A 12,689-nucleotide genomic window follows, 5' to 3' on the forward strand; every position below is an offset into this window, starting at 1 on the left:
ATCTGACAACTGCGTCGCGGCGCCGACTTTACTTACCAACCCAAGCGTTGAGCCGGGCGGTAAGGCGTCTCGCTGCAACACGCCAACAGCGCCGGCGGAATAGATACTATTTCGTGGGCAATTCACCTTGTACCGCAATGATTGGTCAATGAATGGAAAATGGCTTTTTGTCAGCGATGCTGATGATGTTCGTTCTGGGGATGCGGCACGGCCTCGACCCAGACCATGTAGCAATGATCGACGCGATGACTTTTCGCTGCTCGACGCAACGACCACGTACGGCGCCGTGGATAGGAACGCTGTTCGCCACTGGACATGGCTTAACGGTGACAGCGATTGCCGTTGGCCTGAGCTTTCTGACCAGCGATCTCCAGTTTCCCCCGTCCTTCACCGCCTTGCTTGATTGGCTTCCGGTTGTCTTGTTGCTCGTCGTCGGAACCTTGAACCTGCGCGCATTGCTGATCCCCGGACCTTACCAGGCGGTCGGATGGAAAAGATACTTTGTGCCCCGGCGTCTGCAGGATAGTTCCCATCCATTTGCCATTTTTTCGGTGGGTGTGGTGTTTGCATTGGTGTTCGATACCGCGACACAGGCCGCGGTGTGGGGCTACGCCGCCACGTCATCGAGCGGCGCGTATATGGCGTTGGCAGCCGGCCTGGCATTTACCGTTGGCATGGTACTAACCGACACGCTCGACGGCCGGTTGATGTACCGGATGTTGCAGCGCTCGGCGCATGGCGCCGACGCCCAGCGTTATCGACGCTGTGTTGCTTGGGCGGTGGTGATACTCGCTTTCGGCGTGGCCTTGTACAGCATTGCCGCGCGCTACTATCCGAGCATCGAATTGACCGACACCGTGTTCACCATTGCCGGACTTTGCATGTCCGCGCTCTTGCTTTTTGCGTATTGGTGGACAGCGAGCAAAAAGTTGACCTTCGACTGAGGGGCCCGTCCTTCGTCCTGTGGTTTACTGGCCGGGGTTGGGCAGGCTGGCGTGGATGGCGTCGATGGCGGCGGCGACGTCGTCGCTCAGCGGCGTGGCGTAGGCGTCGATGTTTTCCTTCAGCTGCGTTAGGGTGGTGGCGCCGATGATGGTCGAGGCGACGAACCAGCGCGAATAGCACCAGGCCAGCGCCATCTGCGCCGGCGTCATGCCGTTGGCGCGCGCCAGCTCGGCGTAGCGGGCGGTGGCGGCCAGCACGGCCGGGCGCAGGTAGCGCGGGCTCCACGTCGGCGGGAACAGCGTCAGCCGCCCGCTGGCCTTCGGGTCGTCGAGGTACTTGGCGCTGAGCTGGCCGAACGCCAGCGGGCTGTAGGCCAGCAGGCCGACGTGCTCGCGGAAGCAGGTTTCGGTCATCAGGCTGGTTTCAAAATTGCGCGCCGTCAGGTTGTACAGGTTCTGCACCGTGGCGATGCGCGGCAAGCCCTTCTGCTCGGACTGCTTGACGAATTCCGACACGCCCCACGACGATTCGTTCGACACGCCGATGTGGCCGATCTTGCCCTGTTCGATCAGCCGACCCAGCGCCGCCAGCGTGTCCTCGATGGCGGCCGCGGGCCGCTCGGCCCGCGGCTCGAAGGCGTTGGCGCCGAAGATCGGCACGTTGCGGCTGGGCCAGTGCAACTGGTACAGGTCGATATGCTCGGTGTGCAGGCGGCGCAGGCTGGCCTCGACGGCGGCGCCGATATTGGCCGCGTCCAAGTCGTTCTTGCCGCCGCGCACCCAGTGCATGGTCGGATTCGGCCCGGCCACTTTGCTGGCCAGCACCACCTCGCCGCGGCGCCCGCTTTTTTTAGCCAGCTGCCGATGTAGCTTTCGGTGCGGCCCTGGGTCTCGGCGCGCGGCATGACCGGATACATCTCGGCCGTGTCGATGAAGTTGACGCCGCGCTCGAGCGCGTAGTCGAGCTGGCTGTGCGCCTCGGCTTCGCTGTTCTGCTCGCCGAAGGTCATCGTGCCCAGGCAGATTTTGCTGACCGCCAGGTCGCTGTCGCCGAGCGTGGTTGTTTGCATGGCGCGTCCCCTTAGTTGGCGCGCAGAACGTCGGCGCAGTCGCGCACCAGCGCCGGGCCGGCGTAGATCAGGCCGCTGTACAACTGTACCAGCTGGGCGCCGGCGTCGATTTTGGCGGCGGCGTCGGCGCCGCGCATGATGCCGCCCACGCCGATGATCGGCAAGGCGCTCCCCAGCTCGGCCTTGAGCAGGCGGATCACCGTGTTCGACAGTTCGAACACCGGCGCGCCGGACAGGCCGCCGGCCTCGGCGCCGTGCTGCATACCGTCGACGGCGCTGCGGCTGAGGGTGGTGTTGGTGGCGATCACGCCGTCGATCTTGTGGCGGATCAGCGAGTCGGCGATGGTCTTGATCTGCTCGCCGTCGATGTCCGGGGCGATCTTCAGCGCCAGCGGCACGTAGCGTTTGTGCTGGTCGGCCAGGCGCGCCTGGGCGTCCTTGAGTTGCGCCAGCAGCGCGTCGAGTTCGGAGGCGCCCTGCAACTGGCGCAGGTTCTTGGTGTTCGGCGACGAAATGTTGACCGTCACGTAGCTGGCGTAGGGGTAGACTTTTTCCAGGCAGTGCAGGTAGTCGTCGGCGGCGCGCTCGATCGGCGTGTCGGCGTTCTTGCCGATGTTCAGACCCAGCACGCCGGCGCGGTTCTGGTAGAAGCGCGACGCTTGCACGTTGGCGACGAAGGCGTCGACGCCGCCGTTGTTAAATCCCATGCGGTTGATGATGGCGTGCGCCGCCGGCAGGCGGAACATGCGCGGTGTCGGATTGCCCGCTTGCGCGCGCGGCGTCACGGTGCCCACTTCGATCGAGCCGAAACCGAGGTCGGCCAGCGCGTCGATGAAGGCGCCGTCCTTGTCCAGGCCGGCGGCCAGGCCGACCGGGTTCGGGAAGGTGATGCCCATCACGCTACGCGGATCGGCCCGCGGCTTTTTCACCAGGCGGGTCAGGCCCAGCGCGGCGGCGCGCTTCAGCGCCGGCAGGGTGAAGTGGTGGGCCGCTTCCGCGTCCATGGCGAACAGCAAGGGGCGGGCGAGGGAATACAGGAATTTTTCGGACATGGGGGCAGTCTTGGTTGAGGCGGGCGCGGTGCGCGGTGGCCGGTCCGGCCCGCTGTGGTGTTTGCCGCCATTTTACCGGCTTTTGCGCGCCGCCCGGTCGAAAGCATGCGCCGGCCGGCGACGTCAAAACCAAGCCAATGCAAAGAGCCGGGTGATAAAAGCCGCTCAACTGAGCGGCATCAGGCGCCGAGCAAGCCCCAGGCGCCCTTGATGCGCGCCTCAAGCGGCTTGAAGTTAATCTTGTAGGCCATTTTCGGGCTTTGCTCGATCCAATAGCCGAGGTAGACGTACGGCAGTTGCAGTTCGGCGGCCTGGGCGATCTGCCACATCACGTTGTAGGTGCCGAAGGACGCGCCGGCCACGTCCGGGTCGAAAAAGGTGTACACCGAGGACAGGCCGTCGGCCAGCACGTCGATGATGCTGACCATGCGCAACGCGCCGTCGGGCTCGCGGAACTCGACCAGGCGCGTGTTGACCCGGCTTTGCAGCAGGAACTGGGCGTACTGGTCGCGGCTGTCCTGGTCCATGCCGCCGCCGGAGTGGCGCGTGCTCTGGTAGCGCAGGTACAGCTCGTAGTGTTCGTCGAGGAAGGCCAGCGTGGCGACGCTGGCGCGCAGCGTGGCGTGGCGCGCCCAGGCGCGGCGCTGGCCGCGGCTGGGCGCGAACTCGGCGGCGATCACGCGCACCGGGATGCAGGCTTGGCAGCCGTCGCAATACGGCCGGTAGGTGAAGATGCCGCTACGCCGGAAGCCGCTCTTGACCAGCTCGGAATACACGTCGACGTTGATCAGGTGCGACGGCGTGGCCACCTGCGAGCGCGCTTGGCGGTCGTCCAGGTAGCTGCACGGATACGGCGCGGTGGTGTAAAACTGCAGCGTCGAGAAGGGCAGGTCATTGAGATGCGTCATGCACGTCCTATCGGTGCGGTTGCAACGGCAAATGTGGCGCTTCGCCACCGCCGTTTTTGTATCATATCCCTTGCGCGCCGCCGTGGCGCGGCGCACTCAATTTATAACACGGCGCCGAGCGGCGCAAGCGGCTGCCACGCGGCTATTTGCGGTTCTTCAATGCTGGCCGCCAGGTGCGCCAGGAAGCGCGCGCGCGAAATCGGCGCCGCGCCCAGCGAGGCCAGGTGCGCCGTTTCCTGCTGGCAGTCGATCATCGCCACGCCGTGGCCGCGCAGAAAGTGCACCAGGTAGGCCAGCGCGATCTTCGAGCCGTCGGTAACGCGGGCGAACATCGACTCGCCGTAAAACATGCGGCCGATCGAGACGCCGTAGGCGCCGCCGACCAGCTCGCCGTCCAGCCACAGTTCCGCCGAGTGCGCGTAGCCGAGCCGGTGCAAGCCGGTGTAGCCGGCGATGATCTCGTCGGAAATCCAGGTGCCGGGGCCGTCCTTGCGCGGCGCCGCGCAGGCCCGCATGACGGCCTCGAAGTCGCTGTCGAAGCGCACCTGCCAGCGCCCGTCCGTGGCGGCGCTGCGGGCGACCCGGCGCAGCGCCTTCTTCAGGCTGTCGGAGACGCGCAGCTCGGCCGTCATCAGCACCATGCGCGGGTCGGTGCTCCACCAGAGGATGGGTTGGCCCTCGGAAAACCAGGGGAAGATGCCGCGCCGGTAGGCCGCCAGCAGGCGCTGCGGCGACAGGTCGGCGCCGGCGGCCAGCAGGCCAGGCGCGTCGGTCGTCAGCGCCTGCGAGACGTCGGGGAAGGGCGTGTGCGGATCGAGCCAGGGAATCATCGGCGCGTTCGGGTTGGCGCTCAGCCGGCGCGCATCGGCCGGTCGATGTCGAGGGTGTGGAAGCCATGGCTGCCGCCCTCGCGTATTTTGACCCGGTCCGAGAAGAACAGTTCCAGCGTGGTGCGGATGGTGGGGAAGGCCAGGTCGTCCCAGGGGATCTCGGCCTCGCTGAACAAGCGCACGTCCAGGCTTTCGATGCCGGGCGCGAAATCGAGATCGCGCAGGCGCGCCAGGTAGAACATGTGGACCTGGTGCACGCGCGCCACGTTGAGCAGGGTGAACAGGCCGCCCAGCTCGATGTTGGCGCCGGCTTCCTCGACCGTCTCGCGCAGCGCCGCGTCGGCCGTGGTTTCATTGTTTTCCATGAAGCCGGCGGGCAGCGTCCAGTAGCCGTAGCGCGGTTCGATCGCGCGCTTGCACAGCAGAATTTGTAATTGGCCGTCCTGTTCCCACACCGGAATCGAGCCGATCACCATTTTCGGGTTCTGGTAGTGGATGGTGGCGCAGTGGACGCAGACGTAACGCGGGCGGTTGTCGCCGGTCGGGACCGACAGTTCAACGGGATGGGCGCATTCGGAGCAAAATTTCATGGGCAATGGCAAAAGTAGGTTTAGTGCTTACTTTACACCGATTGCGCGCACCGCGGCGCATTCAGCACGGCGCCCTGCGTCTGATCATGCGTGCCGGCAGGGCTAGCGCGGGCAATCGGGTGCTATTGCGGTCGATTTTTAGATAGATATTGCCTAAGTTTACGATCTCGCCTATAATACGTCTGCGGGGTGGAGCAGTCTGGCAGCTCGTCGGGCTCATAACCCGAAGGTCACAGGTTCAAATCCTGTCCCCGCAACCATATTTCGAAGCCGCCGGTTCTTGCAAAAGGGCCGGCGGCTTTTTGGTTTTTCCGCAAGACCGGCATCGGTCGCGGCCCCATAGCGCTCTCCCCGTGTAGGCTAGACAAGCCAGTCGATATACTTGCTATGGCTGTAGTCCTATACACGCGTCAAACGACCCGCTGCGGCGATGCCCGAGTGGCATATGGCTCTGTGTCCGCACCTTTTTACACTTGCAAGCGGATCGGCGTTGTTGGTTTTTCCGCCCCGTTTCCGCTTGTCGTTTGCCGGCCCGGCGTCGGGCCGGGTCGGCGTTAATGCTGCCGCGCCGGGCCGGCGTGCGCGCTGGCGCCCGGGCGCGCCTTGCTGACGCGGTCGATCGCCCGGTTCAGCCTGGCCATGACGTCCGGCGCGACGTCGCGGCTGCAGGCGATGTGGCGGGTCAGGCCGGGCGGCATGTCGGGGAAATCGTGGCGCACGGTGTTGCGCAGGCTGGCGTCGCGCTGGCGGTAATACTCCCAGTCCTCGCGGTCGAGGAACATGAACGAGGCGCGCCCGACCGTGAGCATGCGCATCATCGCGGTGGGGTCGACGGTGCGCCGCACCACCTGGTTGGCGCCGTGCGCGATCAGGGCGTCGATGTCGGCGCCGTAGGAGACGCCGTCAACGATGCCGATGGTCAGGTGCATATCGCCCAGCAGCGACGCCAGCGTGGCGTGGGCGCGCACCTGGGCGACGGCGCCGGGCGCGATGAGGATGGTGTGCGGCGGGTCGAGGTGGAAGGGCGCGCTGAACTGGGCCACGCGTTCCCGCTCGGGCAGGCGGTACCAGCCGATCGAGCAATAGTTGGGCTTGCCGCCGTGGAAATTGGCCCAGATGCGTTTGGCCGGCTCGGTGACGAAGCGGTTGTCGACGCCGGCGGCGGCGAACACCTGTTGCGCGCGCTCCAGCAGGAAACCCTTCTCCTCGCCGTCGTCGGTGTAGTGGTAGGGCGGTTTGTCGCGCCAGGCGACGGTGATCGGCGCGGCCGCCGCCGGCGTGGCGTAAAGAAGCGCGAGGGCGAGGGGGGCGAAGCCGAATTTCATTGTCGCGTCAGATAGGGGCGGGTGCAGCGAGGATAGCAGACCTGGGCGCGGCTGTGCGGGCGACGGGCGCGCGCCGGGGAGATTCCGCCAATTCATGCCATGTTCCAGGTAGTGGCGCCGCCTTGCGCCGCGTGCCGGCCCCGCGCCAAGTGGCCTTGCGGCCACCCGCTTCCCCCTGTTGTGATTATTGGCGAGATTGCCGCCCGGCGTTTCCGACCACAATGGTGGACGAGTTTCTTCGATATGCTTGTGCAATTGATGCGATTGCGCCTACTATCAAGTGGTGCAAATTTTCTGATGGAAATTCGCGCAAGGTCCGCCCGGAAGGCGGGTCGCACTGGTTCCCCCTGTTTCATCGAGCTAGAGGAAGCGCTTATGCCGACCAGTGTTTTCAGCGACAGCGCCGGGGGTGGCGACGGCGTCGCCGGCGCGCTACAAAAAAAGCAGGCGCTGATCAAGACCGGCGCCCTGCAGGACGCCATTTTCAATAGCGTCTACTTCTCCAGCATCGCCACCGACGAGCGCGGCGTGATCCAGATTTTCAACGTCGGCGCCGAGCGCATGCTCGGCTACGACGCGGTCGACATCGTCAACCGCATCACGCCGGCCGACATTTCCGATCCGCACGAACTGGTCGCCCGCGCCAGCAGCCTGAGCGATGAATACGGCACCCCCATCAGCCCCGGTTTCGAGGCGCTGGTGTTCAAGGCCTCGCGCGGCATCGAGGACATGTACGAGCTGACCTACGTGCGCAAGGATGGCAGCCGCTTTCCCGCCGTGGTCTCGGTGACGGTGCTGCGCGACGCCGGCGGGAGCGTGCTCGGCTACCTGCTGATCGGCACCGACAACACCGCCCGCAAGCAGGTCGAGGCGGCCCAGGCGGTGCTCGACCAGCGCCTGCGCGACCAGCAGTTCTACACCCGCTCGCTGATCGAGTCGAACATCGACGCGCTGATGATGACCGACCCGCAGGGCATCATTTCCGACGTCAACCAGCAGATGATCGCGCTGACCGGGCGCACCCGCGACGAGCTGATCGGCGCGCCCAGCAAGAACTTCTTCACCGACCCGTTGCAGGCCGACGCCGCCATCAAGCGCGTGCTCAAGGAAAACAAGGTCAGCGACTACGAGTTGACGGTGCGCGCCCTGAACGGCGACGAAACCGTGGTGTCGTACAACGCCGCCACCTTCCACGACCGCGACCGCACCCTGCAGGGGGTGTTCGCGTCGGCGCGCGACGTCACCGAGCGCAAGCGATTCGAGCGCGCGCTGCACGAGAAAAACGTCGAACTCGAGCACGCCAGCCGGATGAAGTCGGAGTTCCTGGCCACCATGTCGCACGAGTTGCGCACGCCGCTCAACGCCATCATCGGCTTTTCCGAAGCGCTCAAGGACGGCCTGATCGGCGCGCTCAGCGACAGCCAGCACGAATACATCGGCGACATCTTCACCAGCGGCCAGCATCTGCTGTCCCTGATCAACGACATCCTCGACCTGTCGAAGGTCGAGGCCGGCATGATGGCGCTTGAGCTCGACCCGGTCGAGCCCCTTGGCCTGCTCTCGAGCAGCCTGTCGATCGTCAAGGAAAAGGCGGCGGCCCAGCGCATCAGCCTGACGCTGGACGTCGCCGGCGACCTGGGCGAGCCGCTGCTCGACATCCGCAAGACCAAGCAGATCGTCTACAACCTGCTGTCGAACGCCGTCAAGTTCGGCGCCGAGGGCAGCAACGTCACCCTGAGCGCGCGCCGGGTCGCGCGCCAGCAGGTCGGCGTCTTGCCGGGGCCGTGGCCGGTGCACGGCTTCGCGCTGGCCGACAGCGAGTTCAACGAATTCCTGGAAATTTGCGTCGGCGACAGCGGCATCGGCATTTCGTCGCGCGATATGGGCAAGTTGTTCCAGGCCTTCAGCCAGATCGACAGCAGCCTGGCGCGCAAGTTCGAGGGCACCGGCCTGGGCCTGGCGATGGTCAAGCAACTGGCCGAACTGCACGGCGGCACGGCGGCGGTGGCCAGCGCCGAGGGCGAGGGCGCGCGCTTCGCCGTCTGGCTGCCGCTGCGCCGGCAGGCGCGCGCCGCCGCCGCCGCCGCCGCGCCGCGGGCCGCCGCGGCGGCGGCCGGCGCGGCGGGGGGGCGCACCGCGCTGGTGGTCGAAGACGACGAGCGCGCCGCCGAGCTGGTGCGCCTGCTGCTCGAGGCCGAAGGCTTCACCGTGCTGATCGCCGCCAGCGCCGAGGCGGCGCTGTTGCTGGCGCCGCAACATACGCTGAGTCTGATCACGCTCGACTTGATGTTGCCCGGCATCGACGGCTGGGAATTCCTGCGGCGCCTGCGCGAAGCGGGCGCCCTGGCGCGCGTGCCGGTGGTGATCATCTCCGGCAGCGTCGACAAGCATCTGGCGCTGGCCGGCGGCGCCGCCGCCGTGCTGCAAAAACCGATCAGCCGGGCTCAGTTGAAGAGTTCGCTTTCCAGCCTCGGCCTGCTGCCGACGCCGGACCAGGTCCACACGGTGCTGATCGTCGACGACGACCCCAAGGCCGTCGAGGTGATCGCCGCGTTCCTGCCGGGGCCGGCCTACGCGGTGGCGCGCGCGTATGGCGGCGCCGAGGCGATCGCGCTGGCGCAACGGCTGCGCCCGGACTTGATCCTGCTCGACCTGATGATGCCGGAGGTGAACGGCTTCGACGTCGTCGAGGCCTTGCGGCGCCACGACGCCACCGCGCAGATCCCGGTGCTGGTGGTGACGGCCAAGCTGATCACCGAGCAAGACCGTAGCGTACTCAACAGCAAGCTGGCCCAGCCTATCCATATTATCGAGAAACCGGGGTTCGACCAGTTGCGCTTCATGGCCGAGGTCCGGCGCGCGTTGCTGTCATAGTGCAAGGGGCGGGACATGGCGAGAATATTGATGGTGGAAGACAACGCGGCGAACATGAAGCTGTCCGTGCTGTTGTTACAGAACGCCGGCCACGCGGTGTTGTGCGCGGCCGACGCCGAAACCGGTTTAACGCTGGCGCGCGCCGAGCTGCCCGACCTGATCCTGATGGATATCCAGCTGCCGGGCATGGACGGGCTGGCGGCGACCGCCCTGCTGAAGGGCGACCCGGCCACCGCCGCCATCCCCGTCATCGCGCTGACGGCGATGGCGATGAAGGCGGACCGGGAAAGAAGCCAGCTGGCCGGCTGCGACGCCTACATCGCCAAGCCGCTGCGCTACCAGGAGTTGTACGCGACCATCGACACGCTGCTACTGAAGTCGCAGCAACTGGCGGCCGGCGGGAGTCCATCGTCCAAGCTGGCGCCGTGAGCGCGCGCGCCGCCACCATCCTCGTCGTCGACGACGAGGCGCAGAACCGGCGCCTGCTCGAGGCGCTGCTGCGGCCCGAGGGCTACCTGACCCAGACCGCGGCCAGCGGCGCCGAGGCGCTGCGCTCGATCGCCGCGCAGCCGCCCGACCTGGTCCTGCTCGACGTCATGATGCCGGACATGGACGGCCACGCGCTGGCCCGCCTGCTCAAGGCCGACCCGGCCACCAGCGCCATCCCGATCATCATGGTGACGGCGCGGGACGACCGCGGCGCCCGCCTGGCCGGGCTCGACGCCGGCGCCGAGGAGTTCCTGAGCAAACCGGTGGACCGGGCCGAACTGTGGTTGCGGGTGCGCAACCTGCTGCGGCTGAAGGCCTTCAGCGACTTCCAGCAGAGCTACAGCGCGATCCTCGAGCGCCAGGTGCGGGAACGCACGGTCTCGCTACAACGCTTCCGCACGGCGATGGACGCCACCGCCGACGCCATCATGCTGGTCGAGCGGCGCAGCATGCTCTTCGTCGAAGTCAACGCCACCGCCTGCAAGATGCTCGGCTACGCCCGCGAGGAATTGTTCGCGCTGGGGCCGTCGCAGATGGGCGGCGGCAGCCGCGACGAACTGGCGGCGATGTACGACGCCATCATCGGCGGCGCCAGCGTCGGCGGCTTCAGCGAAACCCAGTTGCGGCGCAAGGACGGCTCGATGCTGCAGGTGGAGGTCAACCGGCAGGCCCAGCGCTTCGGCGACGACTGGATCATCGTCGGCGTGGCGCGCGACATCACCGAGCGCAAGGAGGCCGAGTTGCGGCTGCACCGGATGGCCCATTTCGACGCGCTGACCGGCCTGCCCAACCGCACGCTGTTCTACGAGACATTGAAGAAAACCCTGGTCCAGGCCGAACTGAGCGGCTGGCAGATCGGCGTGCTGTTCATCGACCTCGATTATTTTAAGAACTTCAACGACACGCTCGGCCACGCGGTCGGTGACGAGCTGCTGGGCCAGTTCAGCAGCCGCCTGGTGCAGTGCGTGCGCGCGCGCGACGTCGTCGGGCGCCTCGGCGGCGACGAGTTCGCTGTGATCCTGGTCATGCAAGAGGGGCCGCAGGGGGCGGTCCAGGTCGCCACCAAGATCCGCGACGCGCTGCGCGCGCCGTTCGCGCTGAAGGGCCACGAAATGAGCGTCACCGCCAGCGTCGGCATCACCCTGTATCCGGACGACGCGGCCGACCCGGACACGCTGGTCAAGTACGCCGACACGGCGATGTACCGGGCCAAGCAGGCCGGGCGCGACACCTACCGCTTCTTCACCGCGCAGATGAACGCCGAGGTGCTGGCGCGGCTGGACCTGGAGGTCGCGTTGCGCAGGGCGCTCGAGAACGGCGAGTTTTCACTGGTGTACCAGCCCAAGGTGACGCTCAGCACCGGGCGCATGTCCGGCGTCGAGGCGCTGCTGCGCTGGCAGCGGCCGGGGCACGGGCTGGTGCCGCCGCAGGACTTCGTCCCCATGCTGGAAGAGACCGGTCTGATCGTGCGGGTAGGCAACTGGGTCATCGCCAGCGCCTGCCGCCAGATCGGCCTGTGGTTGCGCGGCGCGGTCGGCCCGGTGCAGGTGTCGGTGAACGTGTCGGGGCGCCAGTTCGTCGAGGGCGACCTGGACGAGGAGGTCGGCGCGGCGCTGTGCGAGAACGACATCTCGCCCGACCTGCTGGAGTTGGAGCTGACCGAAAGTTCCTTGATGGCCAACACCGAGCGCACCATGGACACGCTGCGCAAGCTCAAGGGCCGCGGCGTGCAGATTTCAATCGACGACTTCGGCACCGGCTACTCCAGCCTGGCCTATCTGCGCCGCTTCCCGATCGACAAGATCAAGATCGACATCGCCTTCGTGCGCGACGTCACCACCAATTCGGACGACGCCGCCATCGTGCTGGCCATTATCGGCATGGCCCACAGCCTGAAGCTGGAGGTGATCGCCGAAGGGGTCGAGACGGCGGCCCAGCTGTCCTACCTGCGGCGCCACCATTGCGACCAGATCCAGGGCTTCTATTTCAGCCGGCCGCTGGCGCTGGAGGACATCGAGGGCGTGCTGCGCGAGCGCAAGCGCCTGCCGGCGCAGGCCTCCGAGGCGCGCGCGCCGCGCCAGACGCTGTTGCTGGTCGACGACGAGGAGCATATCCTGTCCACGCTGCAGCGCCTGCTGCGCCAGGACGGCTACCATATCCTGGCGGCGCAGTCGGCCGCCGAGGGCTTCGAGCTGCTGGCGCTGCACGAGGTGCAGGTGATCCTGTGCGACCAGCGCATGCCGGCGATGAACGGCACGGTGTTCCTGGACCGCGTCAAGGAACTGTACCCGAAGACGCTGCGCATCGTGCTGTCGGGCTACACCGACCTCGAGTCGATCATGGAGGCGATCAACCGCGGCGCCATCTACCGTTTCTACACCAAGCCATGGGACAACAAGCTGTTGCGCGACAACATACGTGAAGCCTTCCGCCATTACCGCCTGCTGCACGACGTGCCGCTGGAGACCTCCGGCGAGGAGGGCGGCGAGGCGCCGGCAGCCGGCGAGACCGGGAGCCAGGAAATGGGCAAAGAACTGGGCCAGGAAATCGGCCAGGAAATCGGCCAGGAAATCGGCTGGATGCAGTCGTCCTGAGGCGGGCGGCGGC

The 12,689-nt window shown here is 66.6% G+C and carries 9 protein-coding genes, 1 tRNA gene and 1 pseudogene; 5 read left to right on the forward strand and 6 right to left on the reverse strand.

Annotated features, from left to right (window positions below; translation table 11 throughout):
- The first annotated feature begins 152 nt into the window (after positions 1-152).
- The gene (locus JANGC3_RS29890) at positions 153-944 is read left to right on the forward strand and encodes a HoxN/HupN/NixA family nickel/cobalt transporter (protein WP_017878829.1); all 792 of its coding nucleotides are present in this window, start codon (positions 153-155) and stop codon (positions 942-944) included.
- A 24-nt stretch (positions 945-968) separates the two neighbouring features.
- Here JANGC3_RS29890 and JANGC3_RS29895 read toward each other — a convergent pair.
- The 5 genes and pseudogenes from JANGC3_RS29895 to JANGC3_RS0122970 form a co-directional block, all read right to left on the reverse strand.
- Positions 969-2,014 (reverse strand): annotated as a pseudogene (locus JANGC3_RS29895) (aldo/keto reductase).
- Positions 2,015-2,025: 11 nt separating this feature from the next.
- Positions 2,026-3,066 (reverse strand): quinone-dependent dihydroorotate dehydrogenase, encoded by a 1,041-nt coding sequence (locus JANGC3_RS0122955; protein WP_026133385.1) that lies wholly within the window; start codon positions 3,064-3,066, stop codon positions 2,026-2,028.
- A gap of 179 nt (positions 3,067-3,245) precedes the next feature.
- Positions 3,246-3,974, reverse strand: coding sequence for an arginyltransferase (locus JANGC3_RS0122960; RefSeq protein ID WP_017878832.1), 729 nt, complete (start codon positions 3,972-3,974; stop codon positions 3,246-3,248).
- Between the two features lie 101 nt (positions 3,975-4,075).
- Complete coding sequence (gene aat, locus JANGC3_RS0122965; protein WP_017878833.1) at positions 4,076-4,804, reverse strand: leucyl/phenylalanyl-tRNA--protein transferase; 729 nt, start codon at positions 4,802-4,804, stop codon at positions 4,076-4,078.
- Between the two features lie 20 nt (positions 4,805-4,824).
- Entirely contained in the window at positions 4,825-5,394 is a 570-nt protein-coding gene (locus tag JANGC3_RS0122970; RefSeq protein WP_017878834.1) for an NUDIX hydrolase, read from the reverse strand.
- Between the two features lie 183 nt (positions 5,395-5,577).
- Between JANGC3_RS0122970 and JANGC3_RS0122975 the strand changes: the two genes are divergently transcribed.
- A tRNA-Met gene (locus JANGC3_RS0122975) sits at positions 5,578-5,654 on the forward strand.
- Positions 5,655-5,948: 294 nt separating this feature from the next.
- On the opposite strand, the gene JANGC3_RS0122980 is transcribed toward JANGC3_RS0122975, so the two are convergent.
- Complete coding sequence (locus tag JANGC3_RS0122980) at positions 5,949-6,719, reverse strand: transporter substrate-binding domain-containing protein (protein WP_017878835.1); 771 nt, start codon at positions 6,717-6,719, stop codon at positions 5,949-5,951.
- Between the two features lie 375 nt (positions 6,720-7,094).
- Between JANGC3_RS0122980 and JANGC3_RS33940 the strand changes: the two genes are divergently transcribed.
- The 3 genes from JANGC3_RS33940 to JANGC3_RS29910 are packed head-to-tail and all read left to right on the forward strand — an operon-like array spanning position 7,095 to position 12,676.
- Positions 7,095-9,593, forward strand: coding sequence for a hybrid sensor histidine kinase/response regulator (locus tag JANGC3_RS33940; RefSeq protein WP_017878836.1), 2,499 nt, complete (start codon positions 7,095-7,097; stop codon positions 9,591-9,593).
- 15 nt (positions 9,594-9,608) lie between these two features.
- Positions 9,609-10,022 (forward strand): response regulator, encoded by a 414-nt coding sequence (locus tag JANGC3_RS29905; RefSeq protein WP_051068340.1) that lies wholly within the window; start codon positions 9,609-9,611, stop codon positions 10,020-10,022.
- Positions 10,019-12,676, forward strand: coding sequence for an EAL domain-containing protein (locus JANGC3_RS29910; protein WP_017878838.1), 2,658 nt, complete (start codon positions 10,019-10,021; stop codon positions 12,674-12,676). The genes JANGC3_RS29905 and JANGC3_RS29910 overlap by 4 nt, the downstream gene beginning before the upstream one ends.
- Positions 12,677-12,689: the final 13 nt, after the last annotated feature.

The organism is Janthinobacterium sp. CG3 (genome assembly GCF_000344615.1).
Taxonomy (GTDB): Bacteria; Pseudomonadota; Gammaproteobacteria; order Burkholderiales; family Burkholderiaceae_D; genus Janthinobacterium.

What these genes read in the sequence shown, in the direction of transcription:
- JANGC3_RS29890 (WP_017878829.1), top strand. Translation starts at nt 153, where the DNA reads ATGGAAAATGGCTTTTTGTCAGCGATGCTGATGATGTTCGTTCTGGGG.
- JANGC3_RS0122955 (WP_026133385.1), bottom strand. Translation starts at nt 3,066, where the DNA reads ATGTCCGAAAAATTCCTGTATTCCCTCGCCCGCCCCTTGCTGTTCGCC.
- JANGC3_RS0122960 (WP_017878832.1), bottom strand. Translation starts at nt 3,974, where the DNA reads ATGACGCATCTCAATGACCTGCCCTTCTCGACGCTGCAGTTTTACACC.
- aat (WP_017878833.1), bottom strand. Translation starts at nt 4,804, where the DNA reads ATGATTCCCTGGCTCGATCCGCACACGCCCTTCCCCGACGTCTCGCAG.
- JANGC3_RS0122970 (WP_017878834.1), bottom strand. Translation starts at nt 5,394, where the DNA reads ATGAAATTTTGCTCCGAATGCGCCCATCCCGTTGAACTGTCGGTCCCG.
- JANGC3_RS0122980 (WP_017878835.1), bottom strand. Translation starts at nt 6,719, where the DNA reads ATGAAATTCGGCTTCGCCCCCCTCGCCCTCGCGCTTCTTTACGCCACG.
- JANGC3_RS33940 (WP_017878836.1), top strand. Translation starts at nt 7,095, where the DNA reads ATGCCGACCAGTGTTTTCAGCGACAGCGCCGGGGGTGGCGACGGCGTC.
- JANGC3_RS29905 (WP_051068340.1), top strand. Translation starts at nt 9,609, where the DNA reads ATGGCGAGAATATTGATGGTGGAAGACAACGCGGCGAACATGAAGCTG.